This window comes from Arthrobacter dokdonellae, assembly GCF_003268655.1.
Taxonomy (GTDB): Bacteria; Actinomycetota; Actinomycetes; order Actinomycetales; family Micrococcaceae; genus Specibacter; species Specibacter dokdonellae.
This window is the reverse complement of sequence record NZ_CP029642.1, coordinates 1,204,554-1,230,471: the sequence shown is the minus strand read 5'-3', so window position 1 is coordinate 1,230,471 and position 25,918 is coordinate 1,204,554. Positions and strand designations below refer to the sequence as shown.

Annotated in this window: 19 protein-coding genes and 2 riboswitches; of the genes, 6 read left to right on the top strand and 13 right to left on the bottom strand. The window is 67.8% G+C overall.

The window, feature by feature from the left end; all coding sequences use genetic code 11:
* Position 1 precedes the first annotated feature (1 nt).
* The 5 genes from DMB86_RS05460 to DMB86_RS05440 all read right to left on the bottom strand — a co-directional run bounded on the left by DMB86_RS05460 (position 2) and on the right by DMB86_RS05440 (position 4,261).
* Positions 2 to 283 carry a DUF6457 domain-containing protein gene (locus DMB86_RS05460; protein ID WP_113716894.1) on the bottom strand — a complete coding sequence of 94 codons (282 nt, stop codon included), beginning with the start codon at positions 281 to 283 and terminating at the stop codon, positions 2 to 4.
* A gap of 36 nt (positions 284 to 319) precedes the next feature.
* Positions 320 to 952 (bottom strand): molybdenum cofactor guanylyltransferase, encoded by a 633-nt coding sequence (gene mobA, locus DMB86_RS05455; protein WP_113716893.1) that lies wholly within the window; start codon positions 950 to 952, stop codon positions 320 to 322.
* 249 nt (positions 953 to 1,201) lie between these two features.
* Positions 1,202 to 1,999 carry an NlpC/P60 family protein gene (locus tag DMB86_RS05450; RefSeq protein ID WP_113716892.1) on the bottom strand — a complete coding sequence of 266 codons (798 nt, stop codon included), beginning with the start codon at positions 1,997 to 1,999 and terminating at the stop codon, positions 1,202 to 1,204.
* Between the two features lie 3 nt (positions 2,000 to 2,002).
* Positions 2,003 to 2,178: riboswitch (cyclic di-AMP (ydaO/yuaA leader) on the bottom strand.
* 158 nt (positions 2,179 to 2,336) lie between these two features.
* Positions 2,337 to 3,059: a M23 family metallopeptidase gene (locus DMB86_RS05445; protein ID WP_113716891.1), complete on the bottom strand. Its 723-nt coding sequence runs from the start codon at positions 3,057 to 3,059 to the stop codon at positions 2,337 to 2,339.
* 89 nt (positions 3,060 to 3,148) lie between these two features.
* Positions 3,149 to 3,362: riboswitch (cyclic di-AMP (ydaO/yuaA leader) on the bottom strand.
* Positions 3,363 to 3,565: 203 nt separating this feature from the next.
* Complete coding sequence (locus DMB86_RS05440; protein ID WP_113716890.1) at positions 3,566 to 4,261, bottom strand: metal-dependent transcriptional regulator; 696 nt, start codon at positions 4,259 to 4,261, stop codon at positions 3,566 to 3,568.
* A 264-nt stretch (positions 4,262 to 4,525) separates the two neighbouring features.
* On the opposite strand from DMB86_RS05440, the gene serC reads away from it, so the two are divergent.
* Positions 4,526 to 5,653: a phosphoserine transaminase gene (gene serC, locus DMB86_RS05435; RefSeq protein ID WP_113716889.1), complete on the top strand. Its 1,128-nt coding sequence runs from the start codon at positions 4,526 to 4,528 to the stop codon at positions 5,651 to 5,653.
* Between the two features lie 36 nt (positions 5,654 to 5,689).
* Here serC and DMB86_RS05430 read toward each other — a convergent pair whose 3' ends face one another.
* From DMB86_RS05430 to DMB86_RS05420, 3 genes are all read right to left on the bottom strand, one after another.
* Entirely contained in the window at positions 5,690 to 6,091 is a 402-nt protein-coding gene (locus DMB86_RS05430) for a nuclear transport factor 2 family protein (RefSeq protein WP_129545473.1), read from the bottom strand.
* 155 nt (positions 6,092 to 6,246) lie between these two features.
* Positions 6,247 to 6,867, bottom strand: coding sequence for a DUF3027 domain-containing protein (locus tag DMB86_RS05425; RefSeq protein ID WP_113719353.1), 621 nt, complete (start codon positions 6,865 to 6,867; stop codon positions 6,247 to 6,249).
* An 11-nt stretch (positions 6,868 to 6,878) separates the two neighbouring features.
* A complete protein-coding gene (locus DMB86_RS05420) occupies positions 6,879 to 7,259 on the bottom strand; it encodes a cold-shock protein (protein ID WP_113719352.1) in 381 nt (126 codons plus the stop codon).
* Positions 7,260 to 7,458: 199 nt separating this feature from the next.
* Here DMB86_RS05420 and DMB86_RS05415 point away from each other — a divergent pair, with 199 nt between their 5' ends.
* The 4 genes from DMB86_RS05415 (at position 7,459) to DMB86_RS05400 (ending at position 13,017) form a co-directional block, all read left to right on the top strand.
* On the top strand, positions 7,459 to 7,698 hold the full coding sequence (locus DMB86_RS05415; protein WP_113716887.1) for a hypothetical protein: 240 nt from the start codon (positions 7,459 to 7,461) through the stop codon (positions 7,696 to 7,698).
* A 35-nt stretch (positions 7,699 to 7,733) separates the two neighbouring features.
* Complete coding sequence (locus DMB86_RS21445) at positions 7,734 to 10,439, top strand: helicase-associated domain-containing protein (protein WP_113716886.1); 2,706 nt, start codon at positions 7,734 to 7,736, stop codon at positions 10,437 to 10,439.
* On the top strand, positions 10,436 to 12,094 hold the full coding sequence (locus tag DMB86_RS05405) for a DNA repair helicase XPB (RefSeq protein ID WP_113716885.1): 1,659 nt from the start codon (positions 10,436 to 10,438) through the stop codon (positions 12,092 to 12,094). Before DMB86_RS21445 ends, DMB86_RS05405 begins: the two co-directional genes overlap by 4 nt.
* An 89-nt stretch (positions 12,095 to 12,183) precedes the next feature.
* On the top strand, positions 12,184 to 13,017 hold the full coding sequence (locus tag DMB86_RS05400) for a class I SAM-dependent methyltransferase (RefSeq protein ID WP_113716884.1): 834 nt from the start codon (positions 12,184 to 12,186) through the stop codon (positions 13,015 to 13,017).
* Positions 13,018 to 13,160: 143 nt separating this feature from the next.
* Here the strand turns inward: DMB86_RS05400 and DMB86_RS05395 are convergent, their stop codons facing one another.
* Positions 13,161 to 14,576, bottom strand: coding sequence for a sulfatase family protein (locus DMB86_RS05395; protein WP_113716883.1), 1,416 nt, complete (start codon positions 14,574 to 14,576; stop codon positions 13,161 to 13,163).
* A gap of 99 nt (positions 14,577 to 14,675) precedes the next feature.
* Positions 14,676 to 15,521 (bottom strand): sugar phosphate isomerase/epimerase family protein, encoded by an 846-nt coding sequence (locus DMB86_RS05390; RefSeq protein ID WP_227878611.1) that lies wholly within the window; start codon positions 15,519 to 15,521, stop codon positions 14,676 to 14,678.
* A gap of 154 nt (positions 15,522 to 15,675) precedes the next feature.
* Here DMB86_RS05390 and DMB86_RS05385 point away from each other — a divergent pair, with 154 nt between their 5' ends.
* Positions 15,676 to 17,115, top strand: a complete 1,440-nt coding sequence (locus DMB86_RS05385) for a sulfatase-like hydrolase/transferase (protein ID WP_113716881.1) — start codon at positions 15,676 to 15,678, stop codon at positions 17,113 to 17,115.
* Between the two features lie 74 nt (positions 17,116 to 17,189).
* Here the strand turns inward: DMB86_RS05385 and DMB86_RS05380 are convergent, their stop codons facing one another.
* The 3 genes from DMB86_RS05380 to DMB86_RS05370 all read right to left on the bottom strand — a co-directional run bounded on the left by DMB86_RS05380 (position 17,190) and on the right by DMB86_RS05370 (position 25,776).
* On the bottom strand, positions 17,190 to 19,019 hold the full coding sequence (locus tag DMB86_RS05380) for an alpha-L-fucosidase (RefSeq protein ID WP_171814377.1): 1,830 nt from the start codon (positions 19,017 to 19,019) through the stop codon (positions 17,190 to 17,192).
* A gap of 108 nt (positions 19,020 to 19,127) precedes the next feature.
* Complete coding sequence (locus DMB86_RS05375) at positions 19,128 to 22,277, bottom strand: chondroitinase family polysaccharide lyase (RefSeq protein ID WP_129545472.1); 3,150 nt, start codon at positions 22,275 to 22,277, stop codon at positions 19,128 to 19,130.
* A gap of 316 nt (positions 22,278 to 22,593) precedes the next feature.
* Positions 22,594 to 25,776 (bottom strand): chondroitinase family polysaccharide lyase, encoded by a 3,183-nt coding sequence (locus DMB86_RS05370; protein ID WP_171814376.1) that lies wholly within the window; start codon positions 25,774 to 25,776, stop codon positions 22,594 to 22,596.
* Positions 25,777 to 25,918: the final 142 nt, after the last annotated feature.

Sequence of the window (25,918 nt, the reverse complement as noted above, 5' to 3'; positions counted from 1 at the left end):
CCTATTCGGCGGAAGCGGGCGCTTCGGCTGCGGCCAGCTTCTTGGCCAGCCCCAGTGCAGCGGCCATTGCCGGAGCGGAACCGGCCTGTCCCGAACCCGCGGCCAGACCCGCGGCCAGTCCCGCCACGAAGGTGGTCAGAGGGGCGGCCGGGCGCACCACCGAATGGGCTGCCACCCCCGCGAGGTTCAAGACGGCGTGGACATCCACTTCAATGTCGGCAATCTCAAAGGCCGCCATCAGCTTTGCCAGCCATGCGTCCAAAACCTCGTCGTTGTTGTCCATGTCCTGCCCCTTCCCGTCCCGGTCGTCCGGGCCGGCTCAAACCGGGGCGTCGATTCCGTACAAGCGGGCGTCGTCCCAGGTGTCGATGTCCGCCGCCAGTCCCGCCGGCACGGCACATTCCTTGGTGTTCACACTAGCAACCAAGGAGAAGACTGAAGCATTCTCCAGCTGGTGAGCCGTCCGGGCCGCCTCCACGGCCGCCCGCAGCGGCGCCAGCGGGTAGATCGCCGCCAGCGGCTGGCGGCGCCCGCTGTCCACGGCCATGACGCCTTCGTCGTCGCCGCAGCCGGCCACGGCGTCGGCCAGCAGCGGCACGAGCCGGCCCGCCTCCGGCATGTCGCACGCCAGGACCAGCACCCTGCCTTCGACGCCGTCCAGCACCGCCAGCCCGGCCGCAAGGCCCGCGGCCGGCCCGGAATGTGGCGGGTCCTCCTGCACCAGCTTGAGGCTGCCGGACGGCGCGCCCGGACCCAGCCAGGCTGCCAGCTGCTCCACGGGCCCGACGACGGCGGCCCTCCCGGCTGCGTTGCCGCCCGGCTCAGCCTCGATGGCGTCTTGGGCAGTGCGCACGGCGCGCGCCAGGAGTGTTTCCCCGCCCACCAGCAGCCCTGCCTTCGGCTCTCCGCCCAGACGTCGCGAAAGGCCGCCGGCGAGGATCACGGCCTGCACGGGCCCCTGCTTCCACTGTCCATGCGTCCCATGCTAGCCCGCCCCCGGTGATGCCCGCCCCACCGTGAGGTTGGAGATAACCACCGCACCGCGCCCGAAACGCCATGGCTCCGCGTCCGATGGCGGGTGCTGCCGGGCAAGGTCCGCTTCCCACTGCCGACGTCCACCCGCCACTGCCGACGGAGACAGCACAGGGCCCCGTCCGGTGGACGGGGCCCTGTGCTGCACTGCCGGTTTTTGCCGGTTTGCCTAGTGGCCCATGGCGATGAAGACGGGGGCGGAGCCTCCGACGTCGACCGACCAGACAACAGTGTTGCCGTGGAAGCCGCCGTGAACGGCCTGGCCGTTGCCAATGTAAACGGCGATGTGGGCCATGCCCACGCCACCGTCCGCGTAGTAAATGAGGTCGCCGGGCTGTGCTTCAGCCTGGGAAACCGTGCGGCCCAGGGAGAGGTAGCCTGCCGGCCAGCCGTGGTAGTGGATGCCTGCCGCGGCCAAGGAGTTGGTGACCAGCATGGTGCAGTCCTGGGCAACGCCAAGCTGTGCGAGGGCGGCAGCGGCGATCGTGGCGCCAATGCCGCTCTTTGCCACAGGTGCGGGAGCTGCTTCGGTGGTGGTAACGGTTGCGGCAGGAGCCTGCGCAACCGGGGCAGCCGGTGCGGCAGCGGGCGTCTCGACAACGTTGCTGCTCTGGGCTGCCACGGCAGGAGCCGGTGCTACGACAGGAGCCTCGACGACGGGAGCCGGCGTCGAGGTCACCTTGGGGGTGGCGAAGGAGATCTTCACGGTGGAGGCCGCAGTCACTGCCGAGGCAAGATGCGTGTTCTGGCTGAGCGTGGTTCCACCGTCGGAGGCGCGCTCCACGGTGGGGGTGGCGGCATTGGCTGCAATGCCGGAAGTAAGGACCAGTCCGGAAGCTGCTGCGATTACAGCGGCTTGGCGTCCGACACCGCCGACGTTGGAGCTGACGGCTTTCGTGATGACGGAGATCGGGCTGGTCTTAACAACCTCGGCGCGGTGGCGCCCAAGGGCAGTGTTTGAAGACAAGAAGGATCCTCTCCCAAAGCCTGCGAGGTAAGCTGTCGGATTCGGATGGGAGTCACCCGGCCGCTCCACACTCGGGCAAGGACGTTTTTCCTTGGCGAATGTTTCGCGGCTTCACCCCTAGGACTTCACACGTGAAGCCCGATAATGGTTCCCCCGCCCCTGCCAGACGATTGATACGAACGGACCGTGAGCGGTGGCAGAGCTAGGCAATCCACTCACAGGCGCCAGCTTGATTCGAAGTTGGCGCGGTTATGACGGTACAGCAGTTTTTTTCCAATGTCACGTTCAGGTCACGGTCGTGTCTCTAAGTCGTGACCTGGAACCCCTTGTGGAGGGACTAAAGCCAACCCATCGGGTCGACGGTCTGGTCGTCGACGATGACCTCAAAGTGCAGGTGGCAGCCGGTGGAGGCTCCTGTGGTGCCGCTGAGGGCCACCTGGTCCCCTCGCTGGACCTTCTGGCCGACCTTGACGCCTATCGAGCTCAGGTGGTTGTACGACGTCGACAGGCCGTTGCCGTGGTCGATCACGACACGGTTCCCCCCGCCGTACGGGTGCCATCCGGCAAAGGTGACGGTCCCGCCCGCCGCGGCAAACACGGCGGTGGAGCACTGGATGGCGTAGTCCTGCCCGGTGTGCATTTCACCCATCGCACCCGTCAGCGGGTTGAGGCGGGATCCAAATGGAGAGGTGGGCGTGAGCGTCTTCAGTGGTGCCGACAACGTACCCTTGGCGGCCTGGGGAGTGACGTTGGAAGCCTTGACCTTCAGCGTTTCCTTCAGCTGGCCGTCCGGATTGAGCGCGCTGGCAATCGCCGGGGCGTCAAAGTTGATGGCGACGTCGGACGCCGCCGTGACCACCGTTTCCGCGGCAGCCACGTGGTTGGTGTCAACGCTGGCCAGTGAGACGCCCGTCGCGGAAGGCACGGTGACGGCAAGGGCCAGACCCGTGGCGGCCAGGGCTATTCCCACCTTCTGGCCGGCCCCGTGGGCCAGGCGGGTCCGCATCAGGGTGCCGAGCGTGGCGTGGGGTGCAATGGTGGAACGTTCGGACGCGAGCATTTCGCGGCGCGTTAGCGGGACGGACACTGCTGGCGGGGCTGGCGAAGGAACCGCCCGGCGGCGCCCGTGCTGCTTGACCTCTGACACAAATAACCTCTCTGAGAAGCACCTGCGGAGTTAGCTGTCGGATTCGGATCAGAGAGTGCGGCTTTCGATCCGGCCAGGCCCCGGCACGCATCAGTCCCTGCCATGACAGGGTGCATCGATGAATTGCGAGCGGTGGCTTGGCTTCACCCCAAGGCGGACTGGTCGGTCCGCCGCTTGTGGTTCCCCCGTCCTTGCCTGAAATTGCTCAAACCACCCTCTGGAGGCAAGGCTCGGTGTCAGAGGTCGGTAACGCTTTGGTTACAGCGCCAGGTAGTTACTATACGGTACAAATGGTCACCGTGATAGTTCCGTTACATTCGGCGGCTTGGGCGTCAAGCGCCTTACGCGGATCCGCCCGGACACCAGCGGCAAAAGCGCGGCAAGCGCGCGGTGAACATCGATGAAAGGGCCCGATCCACCTAGTTCATGGCGACAAAAACGTGCGAGGCGACTTCGGGCGGCAGCTCGAGGGCGCCGTCGATGCCGGGGACGCGCACGGAGATGTATTCGCCCACCTGGGCCAGTGAAATGCTGGCTCCTGGACGCAGGCCGCCTTCGTCGAACTGGGTCAGCAGCTCCGGTTCCACCTGAATGCGCTCAGAGAGCCGGTGGATGGTGACGGACTGCTCGGGCGAATAGGTGGACATGGCCTCCACCAAGGTCACCAGGCCGGCGGCAAAAACGGGGGCCACCTTGCCGCCGAGCTCCTCCAGGCCCGGAATGGGGTTGCCGTACGGCGATTCGTCAGGCTTGCCGAGCAGCTCAAACAGCCGCTGCTCCACCCTTTCGCTCATGACGTGCTCCCATCGGCAGGCCTCGTCGTGGACGTAGGCCCAGTCCAGACCGATCACGTCTGCCAGCAGCCGCTCGGCCAGGCGGTGCTTGCGCATGACGCGCGTGGCCTTGTCCCGTCCGGCGGGCGTCAGCTCCAGGTGGCGGTCCCCCGAGACGATGACCAGCCCGTCCCGTTCCATGCGTCCGACGGTTTGGGACACCGTCGGGCCGGAGTGATGCAGGCGTTCGGCGATGCGGGCCCGCAGCGCGACGATGTTCTCTTCCTCAAGCTCCAGGATGGTGCGCAAGTACATTTCCGTCGTGTCAATCAAATCTGTCACGTCAGATTCCTCCTGGGGTTGAGCGAGATTCCGGGCACAGGCCTTTTCCCTCTAACGTTATCCTGCTTAATACAAGGTAGGAAAACCTTCCCTTGTTCCCCCCGCCTGTCACGCAGGATCCCCGGAACGCCGTTCAGGACGCGCCGTCGGCTCCCTTTGTTTCACCATGCGGCCTGCATTTCAGGATGGGCGGCGCCGTGCGGCAGAATTGGCCGCAGGCCCTTGGCGCCTTGACATCCGTCGCTTAAATTTTGGAGCAGACCCGTGAGCGAATCCACGCCCCTCACCATCCCCGCCAACCTGCGCCCGGCCGACGGCCGCTTTGGCGCGGGTCCCTCGAAGGTCCGTCCCGAGCAGGTGTCGGCACTTTCCGCGGCCGGGGCCACCCTGCTGGGAACCTCCCACCGCCAGGCGCCCGTGAAGAACCTGGTGGGCGAGGTCCGCTGCGGCCTGAAGACCTTCTTCAACGCCCCCGACGGCTACGAGGTCATTGTGGGTGTGGGCGGGTCCACGGCATTTTGGGACGTGGCCTCGTTCGGCCTCGTGGAGAAGAAGGCCCAGCATCTCTCCTTTGGCGAGTTTGGCTCCAAGTTTGCCTCGGCCACCAACAACGCGCCGTTCCTGGACGCTTCCTCCATCATCACCTCGGAGCCCGGCACGCGCCCCGAAGCGTCGGCCGAGTCCGGCGTCGATGTCTACGCCTGGCCCCAGAACGAAACGTCCACCGGCGTGGCCGCTCCCGTTAAGCGGGTGGCCGGGGTCGACGACGGGGCGCTCGTCCTGGTTGACGCCACCTCCGCCGCCGGAGGCCTGCACGTGGACGTCACCGAGGCGGACGTCTATTACTTTGCGCCCCAAAAGAATTTTGCGTCCGACGGCGGCCTGTGGCTTGGGCTGTTTTCCCCCGACGCGCTCGAGCGGGCTGCCCGCATAGGCGCCACGGACCGTTGGGTGCCGGACTTCCTGAACCTGACGACCGCCATCGACAACTCGTTGAAGAACCAGACGTACAACACGCCCGCCCTGTCCACGCTCGTGACGCTCAATGAACAGGTCAAGTGGCTCAACGGCAACGGCGGCCTGGAGTTCGCCTCCAAGCGCACCGCCGACTCCGCGGGCCGACTGTATTCCTGGGCCGAGGCGTCCAGTGTCGCCACCCCGTTCGTGTCCAGGCCCGAGGACCGCTCCAACGTGATCGTCACCATCGATTTTGACGAATCGGTGGACGCTGCCGCAGTGGCCAGGGTGCTGCGCGCCAACGGGATCGTGGACACCGAGCCGTACCGCAAGCTCGGCCGCAACCAGCTGCGCATCGCCACGTTCGTGGCCATCGAGCCCGACGACGTCACCGCGCTGACCCAGTGCATCGACTACGTGGTGGAAAACCTCTAGCAGCCGGCTGCGGACGGACGACGGCGGAGGGGCCCGTCAGGCGGGCTCCTCCCAGAAGGCGTCAAGCTGCCCCTGGTCCGAATAATGCCCGCGGACCTCGCGGATCAAGCCACCTTCCACGTGCATCAGCTGGCAGCCGGTGATGTCCAGCACGCGCCCCGCAAGGTTTCCTGTGGCGTGCTGGACAGCCACGATGTAGCGCGATCCCACGGCGACGTCGAGCAGCTCCGCCTTGAAGGTTCCGCCGGAAAGCGGTCCGAGTTTCGCCAGGAACCCGTCACGGATGGCCGGCCACCCCACGTGATCGCCGGCAATGGGGCCATGGCCGGGCAGGTGCCACAACGCGTCGGGGGCGAAACAGGACTCGGCCTTGGCCAGGTCCCGCTCCGCGACAGCCTCATAGAAGCGCCTCACCACATCCACGGCCGCGTCATCCATGCACACAGCATGTTCCCGGGACGCGGATGGTGTCAACAACTCCTTTGGCGGACCGACGCGCGGTGCCGCGTCGGCACGATTACCTTGTCTCGGAACGGGGACGGGAAAAGGTAGGAACGCGGCCACAGGGGAGGTTTCGACCCCGGAAAGGCGGGTCAGTCCTCCGGTGCGTGCACGTCGCCGGCCGGGGACACCGTGTCGGGCCCGGAATCGTCGTCGGCAACACCGCCGTCGTCGGCGGCATCGCCGCCATCTTCGGGCTGCACGCCGACATCTTCGGGGTCCACGCCGGAACCGGCGGGCTCGCCGGCCTTGGCATCCTCGGGGCGGACCCGCTCGGCCCACGGCACCCATGGCGGCGCCAGGATGGAGCCGGTGGTGGGCAGCAGTCCCACCTCGTTGACCGTGGCGTCCTTGGAACGGGAGACGCGGGTCAGGGTGGCGAACCATTGCCAGCCGGCGTAGCCGGGGAGGTGGCATTCAAAAAGGTGCGTGACCGCACGTACGCCCTCGCTGCGCACGGCCGCGTGGGGGCCGATGTCGCCATCGGCGGCGATTTCCCGCACGGCCGATCTGGCGGCGTCAACGGCCGCGGCCAGGATAGCGTCCGGCTTGCCCACCCGCCAGACAGGGACACCGGGGCGCGGCGCAGCAGCTGCCGGGGGCGCAGCAGCTGCCGGCGGCTCAGCAGCTGCCGGCGGCTCAGCAGCTGCCAAGGGCGCCGCGGCGGCCTCGAAGGCTGTCACGGTCGCGGAATCGGTGGGATGTTCGGTCATGGTGGACACCGCTATGCGTCGAAGTTGTCGGCAACCTTGCGCAACGCGGCGGCGATCTTGGCCGCGTCGCCTTCCGGGTACTTGCCGTTGGTCAGGGATCCCACCGAATGTTCCAGCAAGGTCACCAGGTCCTGCACGATCGGGGCGAGGTCGCGGGCGGGCATGCGCTTGGCCTTGGCCACGGACGGGCCGCGGTCCAGGACCTTTGCGGCCATGGCCTGGGCGCCCTTTCGGCCGTCAGCCACGCCGAACTCCATGCGCATTCCGGGCTTGATGTCGCCGGCGTCGGGTGCGAGGGCATTGGCGCGCAGAAAGACTTCCCGACCGTCGTCGGCGGTCAGGATGCCGAAGCCCTTTTCGTTGTCGTACCACTTCACTTTGCCGATCGGCACTTGCTCTACCTCATACGTTTCATCCGTTGGAACCACGCCCGGCGGCTGCACGGTGGTGGGCCGCCGCACCCGCAGGTCCGTGAATTGTGCAGCCGGTACTGACAGCGCCAAGCGTGCTGGTCTAATCCTTTCAAGGTTACCGCGTCCGCGGCCGCGTCCGCGCTTGGTGCCGCCCATGTCCGCTGTTAGCGTTATGCCCATGAGTACCCACAACACGGCGCCGGCGCGCGACGGCCGCGGTTGGCTGGCCTTCAGCCTCGCGGCCTTGCTGCTGGCACTGGCAGGGGTGACCGCACTGGCCATTTTGCTGCTGACCAAGTGGTCCGGCGGCGAGCCGTGGACCGGCTTCACCTGGATTGCCATGCTCTGCCTGCCCGCCGCGTTCGTCATGATGGGGGCGAGCGTCATCCATGCGGTGTCGCGGCGCCGGCGCCTCTAGCCCGCACCTCCCGTTTTCGCGGTAGCGTTGAGCTGATGTCCACCCTGCGGCTCTTGATCTCCGACCTCGCTGCCCGGCCCGATTCCTCGCTGCTGCGGCTGCTTTCGCTGCGCCCGGAGCTGATGCATCCCCCCGCGGCTGACTTCGCCGCCCTCGCGGCCCGCGCCGCCAGCCGCGCCGGATTGGCCCGCGCGCTCGACCGGCTCAACCAGCCGCAGCTGCAGCTTTTGACCGCCCTGGCGGTCGTCGCCGACCCTGAGGTGGGCGCCACAGCGGCGCAGCTTGCCGATGCCGTTGCCGGCGCCGGCCCGCATGACGTGGAGCGGCTCCTGGGCCCGCTGCATGAACTCGCACTGGTGCTCCATGCCCCCCGGGACGCGGACGACGCCGGCCCCCTCCTTTTCCGGCCCGTCACGTCCGTGCGTGAGGTGCTGGGCGCCCACCCTGCCGGGTTGGGCCGCGGCTATGGTGAGCTGGCCGATTCGCTGCCCGGGTGCCGGGAGAGGCTGGCGCAGATAGCCGCCGGCCTGGGGTTGCCCTCCCGGCCGGACCCATCCCGGCCGTACCCTGCAGAGCCGGACCCCGCAGAGCCGGACCCTGCCGGGCCGCGACAGCGCGGGCCGCTCGAAGACGTCCCCGCGCAAGAGCCCGGGGCAGGCGGCCCGCCGGCCGAGCCGGCCGATCCGGCCGCCCTGCTCCACGGCCACATCACGTCCTTCGCCGGACCGGACGAGCTGCTGGCCGGCGCGCCCGAGGGCACAGGGGCCCTGCTCGCCAAATTTGAAGCGGGCCCCATGGGACGGCTGGCCCATGCCCTGCGCGAAGTCGGCGCGGCCGCCGCCCCGGGCGGAGCCGCGGGCCAGGAAGCGCCCGACGGCGGCGGCGCGGCCACGGGCGCCCGGGCCCCTCGCGACGGCGGCGGTGCGGTCAACTGGCTGCTGCGCCGCGGTCTGCTGGTTCCCCTCGACGACGACCACGTGGAGCTGCCCCGTGAAGTGGGACTGCTGCTGCGCCACGGCCACGTCGTCACGGATTTTGCGCCGGCACCCCCTGCCACGCCGGTGGCCGAGGTCCGCACGTCGTTGCGCGACAACGCGGCCACGGGCGCCATCGCCTCGGTGTTGCGCGCCATGGGCGCGCTGCTGGATTCCGTGCAGTCGGCCCCGCTGCCCACGCTGCGCTCCGGCGGCGTGGGCGTACGGGCCGTGCGCGCCGTGGCCAGGGATCTCGGCGTCGACGTGGCACAGTCGTACTTTTACCTGGAACTGGCCGCCATGGCGAAGCTCATCACCCTGGACCCGGACACCTCGATGTGGAAAGCCACAGCCTCGGGCTGGCGGCCGCGCGAACGCCCGGCGCAGTGGCTGTGGCTGGCCTCCGCCTGGCTCGACGCCGGGCGGCTTCCCTCCCTGGTCGGCACCGGCTCCCCCGCCGTCAATGTCCTGGCCGGCGAGGCGAACCGGCCCGACGCGCCCGCGCTGCGCGCCACAGCCCTGCAGGTGCTCGCCCTGCTGCACCGGGGCCGGGAGGCGGAGCCGCCCACGGCCGGGGCAACGGTCCCCGCGCCCACAGTGGCCCAGGTCCTGGAGCACTACGCCTGGCACCACCCGCGCCCTGCCCGCCGGATCGCCAAGACGCTGGCAGGCTTCCTGGCCGAGGCCGAGATCCTGGGCCTGACAGGTGCGTCGGCCCTGACAGAACTGGGCCTGGCCGTCATCGAGAGGGACTGGGACAGGGCCCTCCTCCTGCTCGCCGGCGCCCTGCCTGAACCGGTGGAGCACATACTGCTGCAGGGAGACCTCACGGCCGTGGCCCCGGGCTACCTCTCCCCGGACCTGGCCGCGGAGCTGTCACTGCTCGCCGAACCGGAGGGCCGCGGCGCCGCGGGGGTCTACCGCTTCACGCCCGCGTCGGTCCAACGCGCCGTGGGCGCCGGCCGGACCGCCGCCGGCATCCTGGATTTCCTGGCGGCGCACTCGGCCACACCCGTCCCGCAGCCGCTGGCCTACCTGGTGACCGACTCCGCCGCACGCCATGGCCGGTTCACGGTGGGCGCCGCCTCCGCCGTGGTCAGCACCGAGGACCCGGGCCTCATGGCCGAGCTGCTGGCAGGCGGACTCGGGGCCCGGCTGCGGCTCACCGCCGTCTCCCCGACGGTGGCCGTCTCCGCCCTGGCGCCTGCCGAACTGGCCAGGGCAATGCTCGACGCCGGCCACTCCCCCGCCCTGGCCGGCGGCACACCGGCGGCGGGGCAGGTCCCGGACCGCGGCAGGCGGGCAGCGCGCGCGGCCCAGCACCCGGCCGTGGCGCCCTGGGAGGCCGCCCGCCTGCTGGCAGGGGAAGGACCGGCGACCGACGCGTGGGAGCCGGGGGAAGGACTGGCGGGCGACCGGCAGGAAGGGGGGCCCGGCGTCGGGCCTCCCCTGGGCCCGGCGGAGGCGCAGCTGGCCGTGCTGCGCAGCCGCCCGGCATGGACGCCCGGGCGGGGGGAGGCCGCGCCGGCACTGGTCAGGGAGCAGCTGCAGCGGGCCATCCGGGCCCGGGCGGACGTCTGGCTGACCACCGTCGGCAGCGACGGCCGGCCCGAGCGGCTGCGGCTGCACCCGGTCACCGTGGCGGAGGGTCGTGTGCGCGCACTGGACCGCGAACGGGACAGCGAGCGCGTGTTCACGATGCACCGGGTCATGGACGTGGAAGTGATTGAAGGCGCCCTTGACACCTACTCGAAAGGCAGACCATGAACGACGGGCCGCTGATTGTCCAAAGCGACAAGACCATCCTGCTGGAGACGGGACACCCGCTGGCCACCGAGGCGCGCCACGCGATTGCGGCATTTGCCGAGCTGGAGCGCGCCCCGGAGCACATGCACAGCTACCGGATCACGCCGCTGGGCCTGTGGAACGCGCGGGCCGCCGGGCTCGACGCCGAACAGGTGCTGGACACGCTGTTGAAGTACTCACGGTTCCCCGTGCCGCACCCGCTCCTCATTGACATTGAAGAGGTCATGTCCCGGTACGGGCGGCTGCGGCTGGAAAAGGACCCCGTCCACGGCCTGGTCATGCGCACCAACGACTTCCCCGTGCTGGAGGAGGTCATCCACGCGAAGAAGATCGGCCCGCTGCTGGGACCGCGGATCGACCCGTTGACCGTGGCGGTCCACTCGTCCCAGCGCGGAGCGCTCAAACAGCTCCTGCTCAAGGCCGGCTGGCCGGCGGAGGACCTGGCCGGATACGTCGACGGCACCCCGCACCCCATCGCCCTGACCGCCGGGGACGCCGACGCCCAAGCGCCCAAGGACGGCGCGTGGTCGCTGCGGCCCTACCAAAATCTGGCGGTGGAAAACTTCTGGGCGGGCGGCTCGGGCGTGGTGGTGCTGCCGTGCGGCGCCGGGAAGACGATCGTCGGGGCCGCGGCGATGGCCGTCTCCGGCACCACCACGCTGATCCTGGTGACGAACACCGTCTCGGCCCGCCAGTGGAAGGCCGAGCTGCTCAGGCGCACCTCGTTGACGGAGGCGGAAATTGGCGAATACTCCGGCGCCGCCAAGGAGGTCCGGCCCGTCACCATCGCCACCTACCAGGTGCTGACCCTGCGCCGCGGCGGGCTGTACCCGCACCTGGAGCTGCTCAACGACAACGACTGGGGACTGATCATCTACGACGAGGTCCACCTGCTGCCGGCTCCCATCTTCCGCATGACGGCGGACCTGCAGGCCCGGCGGCGGCTGGGCCTGACCGCCACGCTGGTCCGGGAGGACGGCCGCGAGGGCGAGGTGTTCTCACTGATCGGTCCTAAACGGTATGACGCGCCGTGGAAGGACATCGAGGCACAGGGCTACATTGCCCCGGCGGACTGCGTGGAGGTGCGGATCGACCTGCCCGGCGACGAGCGGATGGCCTATGCCATGGCGGACGACGCCGATAAGTACCGGCTGTGCGCCACGTCGGAAAGCAAGTCCGCCGTGGTGGAAAAGCTGGTGGCCGACCATGCGGGGGAACAGGTCCTGGTGATCGGCCAGTACATAGATCAGCTGGACGAGCTCGCCGAACGGCTGGACGCGCCGCTGATCAAGGGCGAAACGTCCGTCCGCGAGCGCGAGCGGCTCTTTGACGAGTTCCGGCGCGGGCTGATCAACACCCTGGTGGTGTCCAAGGTGGCGAACTTTTCCATCGACCTGCCCGAGGCCTCCGTGGCCATCCAGGTTTCGGGGTCATTTGGTTCCCGGCAGGAGGAGGCGCAGCGGCTGGGCCGGCTCATGCGGCCCAAGGCGGACGGGCGGACGGCACGCTTCTACACGCTGGTTGCCAGGGACACGGTCGACGCCGACTTCGCCGCCAAGCGCCAGCGCTTCCTCGCCGAACAGGGCTACGCCTACCGCATCATCGACGCCCCGTAGCCGACGCTCCTGCACATCCGGGGCCTCCAACACCGACGCTCCTGCACATCCGGGGCGCGGGACCGGCCGCGCGGACGCGGAGTAGGATCATGTCCAACATCGTCCCTGCGGCATTGTCTGGAGGAATCATGGAATACGACGAGTCGGTCGCGGCGCATTATGGCAGCGGCGGCACTTTGGAGCGGCTGCTGTCCCTGGTGCGCGATGCCGGGGGCGATCCGGAACACTTTGCCCCGGCGGCGCTCCGCGGCACGGACCAGCTCCACATCGGCGGCCCTGCCGCCACGTCCCGCGTCGCTGAACGTGCCGGGATAGGCCCCGGCACACGGGTGGTGGACATTGGCTCCGGCTTGGGAGGGGTGGCCCGGCACCTTGCCGGCGATTGCGGCGCCACAGTTCACGGCGTGGACCTGACGGCGGAATTTGTGGCCGCCGCCACGGACCTGACGCAGCGCACCGGGCTGGCAGGCTCCGTGGAATTCACCCAGGGCAGCGCCCTCGACCTCCCTTTCACTGACGCCCTGTTTGACGCCGCCGTGGTGATCCATGTCGGCATGAACATCCGCGACAAGGACCGGATGTTCGCCGAGGCCGCCCGGGTCCTGCGCCCCGGCGGCGTCCTGGCCGTGTACGACGTCATGCTGCTTGGCGGCGACGTCGAAGTGTACCCGCTGCCGTGGGCCACCACTCCGCAGACCTCGTTCCCACAACCGCCACTGGCCTACAGCGACAGCATGGGACAGGCTGGCCTCGAGGTGGACCGGGAAGCGAAGACCCTGGCCGAAGGCATCGAGTTCCTGGAACGCGCGCTCAACGGCGGAGGCCCGGTCGGACTGGACCGGGCAGCGCTGGGCAACCTGCTGGAAGCATTCCGTGCGGGCCTGCTGGCCCCCGTCGAAATCTACGCCCACCGCGTCGGTTGAGCCCGTCCAAACCCGGTGGGTGTCAGGACAGGACGGGGAGCGCTTCCAACCGGTCCAGCGCGGTTTCCATGGACCCATTCCCTGCCTGATGCCACGCGGACAACACTGGGGGCGGGAGACTTTAATGTGCGGGCTTGGCTGCCTCAGGACGGAAGGGCCAGACCGGCCTTCCACTGCTCATGCAGGGCAACCAGCTCGGCCAGGATTTCCGGCTCCGCGTCCGCCAGGTTGTTGGTCTCCGAGGCATCCGTTGCCAGGTTGGCCAGGAAGTAGCCGCTGCCGGGCTCGGCATGCTCCACCTTCCGGATGGCGTCGGCCACGGGCGAGTCCGGCTCCGCCCAGCTGAGCTTCCAATCGCCCCGGCGCACCGACCACTGCCAACCGCAGTCCCAATGGAGGGCGTCGTGCCCGCCGGCGAGTCCGTCCGCGGTCAGCAGGTTCTTCCCGTCGCAATGGGCGTAGGCCCGCGGGGACGCGCCTGCGGCAGCCAGCGCGGTAGGAAGGATGTCCATGGAACTGGCCAGGGCCGCCGTCGTGCTTCCAGCCGGCACCCTGCCAGGCCAGCGCACCAGGAACGGAACGCGTACGCCGCCCTCCCACAACGTGTACTTGGTGCCGCGCAGTGGCAGGTTCACTCCGTAGTTGCAGGTGGATCCGCCGTTGTCGGTCAGGTATATGACCATCGTGTTCGCGGCCAGGTCCAGGTCGTCCAGCTGGTCCAGGATCAGCCCGATCTGGGCATCCATGAGTTCGAGCTGCGCCAGGTAGTAGGCCCGGCCGTTGTCCAGGTTGGGGCTGACGGCGCCGTCGTACCAGTCCAGGTATTCCCCGGCCCCCGGGTTCCAGTCCTCAAAGGATGGCAGTCCGCGCTTCGCAAGCTCCTCGGCGGGCAGCTGCCAGCAAAAGTTGTGGACCGCGTTGAACGCCACCGTGGCCAGAAACGGCCTGTCCGCGTGGTCGGCGACGAACTGCCGGGTACGCTCCCCAATGGCGTCCGTGAGGAAGCCTTCGAGTTCCTGGGGTTCCTCACCGTTCCACAGAGGCTGGACGGCCATGGGCTGCGCAGCCTCACCATAGTCGGCGACGGAGTCCTCGGAATGGTGCAGGTAGTTCAGTCGCCCCATGGACTCCCCGGCCAGGCCGTAAAAGGATTCGTCGTAGCCGTGCTGCGGAGGGGTGCCGCGGTCGCCGTGGTGTTCGGTGCCGTAGTGGACCTTGCCAAAGTAGCCCGTCACGTAGTTTTCGTCACGGAGCAGCTCGGCAATGGTGGGCACCTGCACGGGACACACCTCGGAGTCCGTGAACCAGTGCGCTCCCCACCGCTGCTGGTAGCAGCCGGCGGCCAGGCCGGCCCGTGACGGGGAACAGATCGGCGCGGTGACGTACGCGTTTTCGTAGGAGGTCCCCTGCCGGGCCAACCGGTCCAGCGCGGGGGTCGTGACGTCGTCGACAATGCCCAGGATGGAGCGGTCCGCGTAGCCGTGGTCGTCGGAGACGATGACCACAATGTTGGGCTTGGCCGCGTCCTGGGCTCGGGCGGCACTGGGGTTCTTCGACATGGGGTCCTTCCGGTGGCGTGTTGCGTGGTCGGGGTGCGGGCGGGGTGTTGCGCGGCTCGGGCCGGCACGGCGTTCAGCGCCTGCCTGCAGCGCCGGCGTTCAGGCCAGTACGGCCTTCAGCGCGGCGAGGGCGTCAGCAAGCGGGGGCAGCTCCGGGTGCCAGGCACGTTCCCATTCCAGGGATACCCAGGGATCGTCGTCGCCGCGGGCGTTGGCGATTCCGCCGGCCAGGTTCCGCATGGTGCGCAGCGGCAGCTCGCCCTCCCCGGGCAGCGTCAGCGCGACGTCGTTGGTTCCGGGGATCCGCCGGCCGTCCTTGTATTGGGCGTAGGCCAGTGACGCGGCCAGCAATCCTGCGGTGCGTTGCGGGGCCTCGTCATGGCGCCACGGGTGCATGAGGTCCCAAATGACCTGCACCGGGGTGGCCGGGTCGATTTGAGCCAGAATCCTGGCCACATCCTCCCCTCGCGGGTGCGAATCGTGGGTTTCCAGCAGGAGCGTCACGCCGCTGTCCCGTGCCGCGCCCGCGGCCGCATCAAGCCGCCGGGCACCGAGGCGGTCGGCCTCGGCCATTCGCGGCGGAACAACGTCCCCCAGCGCCGGGTCCAGCCCGGCTCCCGGAAAGACCCGCACATTGGCTGCGCCCAAGTCGGCGGCAAGTTCAACGGCGGAGCGAAGTGCGTCCTCGACCGCCCACGTGGCGCCCCGCCCGGTGCCTGGCGCGGCGCACACCCGGACGTAGCTGGCCAGTGCCAGTACCGTCAGACCGGCGTCGGAAAGCGTTCGGGCGACGACCGCGCGTTCCTTGGCAGAGATGTTCGGATGGACAAACTCGCCTTCGGCGGCCCGCAGCTCCAACCCGGTGGCTCCCGAGGACCGGGCCAGTTCTACAACCTGCGCCAGGGACAGCCCCGGGCAGCCAAGCGTGGAAAACGCCAAGCGCACGGCATTCCTTTCGTAGCATTGCTCCCAGCGTACCCCCGCAGCCGACAGGAGGAAACCGCTTTCCATTGCGATTTCGGCGACCTTAATACTGCTTTATTCCTCCCTACTCCAGGTGGTAATTATGGAGGGCCCGTATCAGCCACAAGGAGCGCTCATGGTCAACGCCGCGGAAAAACGGCCCAACATCGTCTTCATTCTCAGCGACGACCAAGGGCCGTGGGCGTTGGGCTGCGCAGGCAATGACGAGATCCGCACACCCCACCTGGACGCCTTGGCTGCGGACGGCACGCGGCTGGAGAACTTCTTTTGCGTCTCCCCCGTCTGTTCGCCGGCCCGCGCCAGTCTGATGACCGGGCAGATCCCCTCCCGCCACGGCGTCCACGACTACCTGACCGGGACTGAGGTTGGCCCCGAGGCCCCCGACTACCTGGCCGGGCAACCCCTCTTCACTGATGTGCTGGCAGACAACGGCTACCGGCTGGGACTGGCCGGCAAATGGCATCTGGGGGCCAACGACGCCGCACGGCGGGGCTTTGTCCACTGGTTCGGCCTTGAGGGCGGCGGCAGCCCGTACCTGCACTCGACCATGTACCGCAACGGTGAGCGGGAGGAAGTCACGGAATACCTCACCGATGCCATCACCGCGGATGCGCACGCGTTCCTGGACCGCGAGGCCGTCCGTGAGGAGCCGTTTTTCCTGGCCGTGAACTACACGGCACCACACAAGCCGTGGAAGGGCCAGCACCCCAAGGAATTTGAGGACCTCTACGCGGACTGCGATTTTGCCAGCTGCCCGCAGGAGGAGCCGCACCCGTGGCAGCCCACCGTGGACGGCGTGGCGATCGGCGGCGAACCGGACGTCCGCGCCGCACTGGTGGGCTATTTCGCCGCCGTGAGTGCCATGGACGCAGCCATCGGCGGGCTCCTGGGGCACCTGGACCGCCTGGGCATCGCCGGCGACACGCTGGTGATCTTCAGCAGCGACAACGGCTTCAACTGCGGCCACCACGGCGTCTGGGGCAAGGGCAACGGCACGTTCCCGCAAAACATGTACGACTCCTCCGTGAAGGTCCCTGCCATCTTCCACTGGCCGGGTCACATCGCCGCCGACACCGTGCGCACCGAGCTTCTCTCCGCCTACGACGTCGCCGCCACCGTCCTGGAGCTGGCCGGGCTGGATCCGGCCCCGTTCGAGGCCGGCCCCGGCGCGTCCTTTGCCGGCCTGCTGGCCGCCGATGCCGGTTCCCGCGATCCGTCCGTGCGGGCCGATGGCGCCGTGGTGGTCTATGACGAATACGGGCCGGTGAGAATGATCCGCACCCACGATTGGAAGTACGTCCACCGCCACCCGCACGGGCCCCACGAGCTCTACGACCTGGCCGCCGATCCCGGGGAGCGGCGAAACTTGATGCTCGAGGCCGTCTCACACCCGGTGCTGCCCGGCATGCGTTCGCGGATGGCTGGCTGGTTTGCGCAGCACGGTGTGCCGGAATTCGACGGTGCCGCGCTGCCGGTCGCCGGGGCGGGACAGCACAGCCCGCTGGGCTCCGATCCGCTGGGCGCGTTCACCGGCCCCAACTGGGACGGCGCATGACGCCTGCCCCCCACCGTGTGCACCGCTGCCTGACGCCCGCACGCCGCGCTGCTGCCGCACACGGTGGGACGGTCTCATTCCAGTGGCGCAGATTCGATCGGTTCGAGCCTGAGCGCGGTCAGGTTGACCCCGTCCCGGTCCCACTTTGAGTCAACCGCCGGCAGCCCGGTGATGGTCAGCTCCTGGTCCCCCGGGCGCGCGACGTGAAGGCGCCCAATCTCGCTGCGAACCGTCTTCCAATAGTGCAGGACGGGATTTGGCTCGTCGCCGTCGCGGTGCAGCACAAACGGTGTCCGAATCCCTTGCGTCTCCAAGGTCCCGCGCATGCCGTCGGCCCACCACTGCGGGTCGAAGTTGCCAAAGGTTTCCTTGCTCAACAGCACCACCCGGTATTCGCCGGGAGTGGCCATCGTGAAGTTCCATTGCAGCGAACCCCCGGGGCCAATGTTCGCGGTCCATACGTCCAGCCGCAGCGCCGTGTGCGGGACCTGCACGATGTCCGATGATGTGGGTGGGGCACCGTCAAAAGCCAATTCGATGGTGCGGGGCAGGCCGTCAACTGGGTCGGCCAGGGCCACGGTGAGAACGGCGCCCGTCCCGTCAGGGTCGGCCAGGGTGAAAGGCAGGGGCGCTCCGGTGCCCAGGTCACGCACGGCATCCGGTTCCGCGGCGACGCCCCGCAATGAGAGCTCCCGCTTCCCCGGGTCGGTTACGTGCAGGTAGATGGCCGATTCACCGGTGGTGGCATGGCCCCAGTCAAAACTTCCTGCAAATGGTGTCGGCCCTGCGCCCCGGATGCCCGGCAATGCACGCTGCATCCAGGCGCCGATCCCGGCGAATTGGGCTTTAACCTTGTCGGGGATGGCGCCGGTGGCGTCGGGGCCGGCGTTAAGCAGCAGGTTGCCGCCGCGGCTGACAGTGTAGGCCAGCGTGTCACAGAGGCTGGCCGCTGGCTTCCAGCCGGAAGCCGATTTCGAGAATCCCCAACTGTCATTCGTGGTTGCGGCCGTTTCCCAGTCCCTGGGCGGCAGGAAGTTGTTAAAATAGTTGTCATCCATGGAGGTGTAGTCGGCGTCCGCCCCGCCACCGAGACGGCTGTTGATGACGGCGCCGGGCTGCAGTTCCCTCACCAGGTCAAACGCTTCCTGTGCACATTCGGCTGGAATGCCATTGGGCATGTCAAACCACAGCAGCCCGATATCACCGTAATTGCTGAGAATTTCACGCAACTGGGGTGCGGCCTTGCGGCGCCAATATCTGTGAAAATCCCCCTTGTCGGGTTCGAAGTCCCAACTGTTGCAGCTCTGCCCCACAGCGTCCGGGTCTTCCCAATCAATGGTTTGGGAGTAGTAGATCCCGAGCATGATGCCGTAGTCGGCGCATGCTTGCGCAATTTCAGCCAGCGGGTCACGGCGGAACGGTGTGGCCTCCGAGACGTTGTAGGCCGACACCCGTGAATGGTACATGGCGAATCCGTCGTGGTGTTTTGCCGTGTACACAAAATACTTGGCTCCGGCGTCGGCGGCCATGCGCACCCATTCACGGGCATCGAAGTCAACCGGGTCGAACGTCTTCGCCAGGGCTGCGTAGTCGGCAAGGGGAATCCTGGCCCTGAACTGGATCCATTCGGCCAGTCCCGCAACACGCTTCCCGTTCCAAAACCCACCCAAGGCAGCCGATACGCCCCAGTGGACAAACACCCCAAACCGTGCATCCGTCCACGCCTGGCGCCGTGCAATGTCTTCGGCGCCGTGGCGGACCACCGACAGCCCATGGATGCCTTCATCGGCGATGGGCGCGGCCACAGGGGCCCTGCGCGGCGGTGCCGGGGGCGTGGCGGGCGCTGCCCTGCCGCCGTTGCCCGGCGGCAGGGACGGCATGGTGCTGCTTCGTGAAATTGTCATGTTGTCTACCCTGGGCCAATACTTTCTGATTTGTCTGTCTGCTGCCGGCGGCATGCCGGCACTCGCTGCGCCGGGGCCGGCACTGCCGCCCCCGGCGCTGTCACCTGCCTATGCCCTTGTCAGGCGCAGCTCGGTCGGGATGCCGTTGGCGCAGTCGACGGTGAGCTTGGTGGTGGTGCGGCCGGTCCGTGCGCTGGCCCCTGCGCCGCTGGTGCTCCAGCGGCCTTCCAGTTCCACGGTGATGCGGCTGCCCTGGCTTGGCGATCCGCGCCACGGCGTTTCGAACGGTGACTGCGTCGGTGAGGACTTGTCCTTGCCGTCATAGAAGCGCAGGTCCGGGTCGGTGACCGAGACGGCCAGTTCGGCGCCAACCGGCTGGACCAGGACCACCGAGGGGGTGTCCACGGCCGTGACCACCCCGCCCTTGATCCGCTTGGAGGCCTCGAACACCGCGTGGGCGGTGATCCCGGTGGCCAGGTCCGCCACCACGTGGGCGTCGTCGTCGTGCTGGAGCACCGTGTACGGGGCCGTGGACTTGTTGCCCATGGCCGTGGTGAAGGCCGTCATGGAATCAGCCGTGGCACCCACCACCAACGCGTACTCGTAGCTCGCGTTGCGCGGCTTGGTCCCGTGATCCAGGACAGCGATCGCGTACGGCAGCGTGCCCGTGGTGGTGGCGCCCTGGTCCGGGGCCGTCTGCACCGCCCGGCTCACCTCCAGCTGCTGGCCGCCGGGGACGTAGTAGCCCACGTTCTGCGGGTCCACCAACCACACCGGAGCGGACGTCTTCCCCACACTGCTGTACGGCACCGTGGCGATCGCGCCAACCCGCGAGTCCTGCGTCGGCACCGACGTGTCGGCCAGGTGGCACTGGAACAAGGTGGTCTGGGTGCTGTGCGCGCGGTCGTTGTTGACAATCCCGCTACCCAGCAGCACCACCCGGTCATCGAACATGAACACGGACTTGCGCGCATGGAACGATCCGTCGTATTCGGCGTTCTCATGCAGGCTCATCATGAACGCCCCGTTTTGCCCGCCGATCGTCCCGCCGCCGCCGATCCGCTGATCCGACAGCAACACCTCCTGCCCGCCTTCGGCGTCGAGATTTGCTTTCAGCAGTTCAAAGGGCAGCTGGATGGCGGTGGTGCCAGGCATCCGGTTCCAGTCCCAGCCCGGCTGGACAAAGCCCGAGCCGGCGTTGCTGACCGGAGTCCCCCCGCCCATGACCTGCACGTGCCCGTACGTCATGTACCGGCCGTATTCGTTGGCGCCCACGTACATCTCGGTGCTCCACAGGTAGCGGTTGTGCCCGCGCACCGAGACCAGCCAATTGTCCCGACGGTGCGAGACCAGGGCCGCGTGGTTCATCACCTGGCAGCCGGTGGGGTCCGGCTCGGCGACCACGCCGGCCGCGGCCAGCGACTTCGCCAACGCCGTCTGGGCGGAGGAGGGCTTGACCGGCAGCAGGCGCAGGAACGCCGCACCGATCACCGGGTCCAGCGCGGACTTGCCGTCGGGGCTGCCCAACTGGGTCATCGCCTGGTACGGGCCGAGCGTCAGCCCGTCAACACCCGTGGGGTGCCGGTTGGACAGGGCGATCGGCCAGTTGGACTTGTTCGCGTAGAAGCGCATCGCCAACAAGGTGGCATTCCACTGCTCATGGGTCGCCCGCGAGACCGCAAATCCGGTCCCCGCCAACGCCGACAGCACCGGAGATCCGCCGGAGAGCCCGTCCACAGAGTAGGCCGGGTAGTGCCCCATGTGGTGGAACGTGGCGTTGTCCGTCTTGAAGCCGCCCTCCGTGCCGGGTGAGGGGGTGCTGGCGTTGTCGATCCACGTCTTCAGCAGGCCAAGGTGCGCGACCTGGGACGCCTCCCCCTCCGCAAGCAGGGCACTGGCCAGCAGGCCCAGCAGCGTCGTGCTAAGGATGTCCATGATGCCGTTGTAGAAACGGACAATGTTCTCATTGCCCTGACGAAGCCGGCCCAGGCCCACCATCCAGGCCAGGGTCGCGCGCACGTCGTCAAACCGTCCCGCCGTCTCCAGGTAGGGGCGCATCAGGAACACCGAATTGTAGAAGCCGCGTGCCTGGTAGCCCAGGTGGTGGATCGTGCCCTGGCAGCTGCCCGCAGTCCAGCCCTGGTCGGTGAAGTAGTCCAGCATCCGCAGGTACAGGGCGCCGACCTGGTTCTTCAGGGTCGCGTCCGTGGCCGCGTCATACGCCTTGGCCACGACGAGCATCTGGTCCGCGAAGGGTCGCAGGCCGATGCTCGGCGTGAGCGTCGCAATGTCGTTGGCCAGGGCCGCCGGGTACATCTGGGCCTGGTAGCCGATGATCGCCGGGCCGGCCCCCAAGACCCCTGCCGCTGGCACGCCCAATTGGTCGATGGACGCCTCCAGTCCGGCGACGGTGGCTGCCGTCACCTTTGCCTTGGAGCTGATGGTCGAGTAGTACGCCGCCGTGACCGTCGCGAGGTCGGCCAGCTGCGCCGCAGTGGGGGCCGGCGTTGCCAGCGGCTGGGCCTCTTGCTCGGAGAACCACAGCAGGTCCAGCCAGTGCTCGTTGGCGCCGGTGTGGACTCCCTGATCAACGAAGGGCACCTGCCGGTCCGGGGCCGCCTGCCCCGGACCGACCACGGTATTGACCATGAGCAGGTCCAGGTACAACGTCCCGGCGCTGGCAGGGGCGGTGAAGCGCAGCTGGTCCATGTCCGGCCGTGCCCGCCCGTTCATGTCCGTGTAGGGGATCCACGCCGTCCGCCAGCCGGTGAAGTCCAGGTTCATCTCGCACCAGATGTCCCTGCCTGAGCCGCGCCCACCCTCGATCTTCAGCGTTCCCGTGGATGCCTTGGACTGGTAGATCCAGAACGCAAGGGTTGCCCCGTTCGACTCAGCCGCCGCGGTGACCTGAAGGGGCGTGTTGATCAGCAGGGTTGACTGGGATTTGTAGTCCCACCGCAGGCTGGAGCCGCCGGTGTGGGCCACCGTGCTGGTGATGCTCAGTGGCGAGGCGTCGGACGTGCTCAGCTGCTGCGGCACCGCCGTCTCCAGCATGAATACCGGCGGTGTCTGCGCCAGCGCCAGCGCCTCCAGCTGCGCCAGCGTCGTCGGAGGCGCGGCGGTGGGCGTTGGGGATGCAACAGGCGTGGGGGTGTCGGCGAACGCAGGAGATACCTGGACGACGGCGACAGTGGCCGCTCCGGCTGCCGCGACAGTGAGCAGACTGCGACGGCTGATTTGTGGTGATGGACGAGGCACGTGGATCTTCTTCCTGTTATATAAATGTGATCCAAAGTACACATCTGCGGTAAATGATGAATCAAGAACCAATTCACGGGCAATCGGAAAGTGACGTCACTCGCCCCCGTTTGGACCTCATTTTGAGCCGTTTTTTATACCCATTTGGGCGAAATCTGTCACACAAGTAACTAGTACCCCATTCCTGCCCTGCCATCAGGCAGACCTCAAGGTACAAAGGAGGCAGGCCAACATGGAAAAGCACCCTTCGCCCACTTGGGCTGCTGAACAGTCCAAGTGGGCGACGGGCGCTAAGCTAATGGTCGGCCGTGGCCGTTTACGCCTTGGTCAGGCGCAGTTCGGTGGGGAGGCCGTTGGCGCAGTCGACGGTGAGCTTGGTGGTGGTGCGGCCGGTCCGTGCGCTGGCCCCTGCGCCGCTGGTGCTCCAGCGGCCTTCCAGTTCCACGGTGATGCGGCTGCCCTGGCTTGGGGAGGCCTTCCACGGCACACCGAACGGTGACTGCGTCGGTGAGGACTTGTCCTTGCCGTCATAGAAGCGCAGGTCCGGGTCGGTGACCGAGACGGCCAGTTCGGCGCCAACCGGCTGGACCAGGACCACCGAGGGGGTGTCCACGGCCGTGACCACCCCGCCCTTGATCCGCTTGGAGGCCTCGAACACCGCGTGGGCGGTGATCCCGGTGGCCAGGTCCGCCACCACGTGGGCGTCGTCGTCGTGCTGGAGCACCGTGTACGGGGCCGTGGACTTGTTGCCCATGGCCGTGGTGAAGGCCGTCATGGAATCAGCCGTGGCACCCACCACCAACGCGTACTCGTAGCTCGCGTTGCGCGGCTTGGTCCCGTGATCCAGGACAGCGATCGCGTACGGCAGCGTGCCCGTGGTGGTGGCGCCCTGGTCCGGGGCCGTCTGCACCGCCCGGCTCACCTCCAGCTGCTGGCCGCCGGGGACGTAGTAGCCCACGTTCTGCGGGTCCACCAACCACACCGGAGCGGACGTCTTCCCCACACTGCTGTACGGCACCGTGGCGATCGCGCCAACCCGCGAGTCCTGCGTCGGCACCGACGTGTCGGCCAGGTGGCACTGGAACAACGTGGTCTGGGTGCTGTGCGCGCGGTCGTTGTTGACAATCCCGCTACCCAGCAGCACCACCCGGTCATCGAACATGAACACGGACTTGCGCGCATGGAACGATCCGTCGTATTCGGCGTTCTCATGCAGGCTCATCATGAACGCCCCGTTTTGCCCGCCGATCGTCCCGCCGCCGCCGATCCGCTGATCCGACAGCAACACCTCCTCACCCAAGGGATTGAGCTTGCTCAGCAGCAGGTTGAACGGCAACTGGATCGCCGTAGTGCCCGGCAACCTGTTCCAGTCCCAGCCCGGCTGGACAAATCCCGATGCAGCGTTGGTGACCTGGTTGGTGACAGGGTCTTTCCCACTCATGACCTGCACGTGCCCGTACGTCATGTACCGGCCGTATTCGTTGGCTCCCGCATACATTTCGGTGCTCCACAGGTAGCGGTTGTGCCCGCGCACCGAGACCAGCCAGTTCTCCCGCCGCTGGGTGACCAGCGCCGCGTGGTTCATCACCTGACAACCGGTGGGGTCCGGCTCCGCCACCACTCCAGCGGCTGCCAGCGCGTTCTTCAGTGCGATCTGCGGAGAGTAGAGCTTGGCCGGCAGAAGCCGCAGCCAGGCCGCTCCCATCACAGGGTCAAGCGCGTACTTGCCGTCTGGGCTACCCGCCTGGGTCATGGACTGGTACGCGTTGATGCTCATTCCGTCGTTACCGACTGGGTGCCTGTTGGACAGCGCGATCGGCCAATCGGTGGTAGTGGAGTAGAAGCGCATTGACAGCAGGGACTGCACCCATTGTTCGTGTGCCGCCTGGGACATGGCGAAGCCGGTGCCGGCGAGAATGGCCATGACCGGCGAGCCGCCGTTCATGCCGTCCCGGGAGTAGGCCGGGTAGTGGCCCATGTGGTGGAACGTGGCGAAGTCGGGCTTGAAGCCGCCCTCGGTCCCGGGCGAAGGGGTGCTGGCGTTGTCGATCCAGGTCTTGAGCAGGCGCAGGTGCGCCACCTGAGCCGCCTCACCCTCCACGAGCAGCGCGGCGCCCAGCAGGCCCATCAGCGTGGTGTTGATGATGTCCATGATGCCGTTGTAGAAGCGGACAACATCGTCCGTTCCCTGCCGCAGCCGGCCCAGGCCCACCTGCCAGTTCAGGGTCGCCCGCACGTCGTCTAACCGGCCGCGATCGGCCAGCAGGCCCTGCATCAGCCACACCGAGCTGTAGAAGTTTCGGTTCTGGTAGCCCAGGTGGTGAATGGTCCCCTGGACACTGCCGTCGGTCCAGCCCTGGTCGGTGTAGTAGTCCAGCATGCGCATGAAGAGGTCCGCCGCCTGGCCCTTCAAGACCGGATCCGAAGTTGAATCATAGGCCTTGGCCACGGCGAGCATCTGGGTGGTGAAGGCCTGCAGCCCGATAAAGGGGGCAAGGCGGCCCATGTCCGCCGCGATGGCCGGCGGATAGATCGAGTTCTGGTAGCCCACGATCGGCCTGCCGCCGCCGAGGACCCCGGCCGCCGGGACGCCCAACTTGTCGGTCGCGGCCACCAGGGCTGCCATGGACGCCGCGGTGACTGTCACTTTCTGGCGGACCGCCGCGGTATAGGCAGTCTTGATCGCGGCGAGGTCGGCCAACTGCGCCGCGGTGGGTGCCGGCATCGCCAACGGTTTGGCTTCCTGCTCGGAGAACCACAGCAGGTCAAGCCAGTGCTCGTTGGCATCCGAGGAGACCCCGGGGTTGACGAACGGGACCTGGCGGTCCCGGGTCGGGTTGTTCGAGCGCACCGGCCGGTTGACCAGGATCTGGTCCAAGTAGAGGGTACCGGCACCGGCGGGAGCGGTGAACCGCAGCTGGTCCATGTCGGAACGGGCCGTGCCGTTCATGTCCTGGTAGCGGATCCAGGCTGTCCGCCACCCGGTGAAGTTCAGGTTCATCTCACACCATGCGTCCTTGCGTGAGCCCCGCCCGGCTTCGATCTGCAGTGTGCCCGAGGACGGCTTTGACTGGTAGATCCAAAACGCCAGCGTGTTCACGTCGTAACCGATGTCCGCCCCGTTGCCGCCCTCCGAGTCCGAGGGAGGCACGATCCCCAGGGGCGCCTTGATGCTAAGCGTGGAACGGGACTTATAGTCCCAGCGCAGGCTGGAATCACCAAAGTGGTTCACGTCGGAGACAATGCTCAAGGGCGATCCGTCGGAGGTGGAGAACTGCTTCGGCACTGCCGTCTCCAGCAAGAACGCCGGCGGCGTCAGCGCCAGCGCGTTCGCTTCCAACTCGGCCAGCGTGGCCGGCGGCGTGCTCGTTGGGGTTGCCACCGGTGTGGGAGTGTCGGCGAACGCGGGCGAGACCTGGACGACGGCGACCGTGGCCGCACCAACGGCGGCTACGGACAGCAGGCCGCGACGACTGATCTCCATGGATGGACGAGGCATGTGCATCTTCTTCCTGTTTTAGAAATGTGATCCAAACTACACAGGGGCGGCAGAGTATGAATCAAGCACCAATTCAGATTTCCGCCATAATTTAGGTTTCTCGCACTCATGTCCCGCTTCCCGTCCGTGGCCCCGTCGTGCC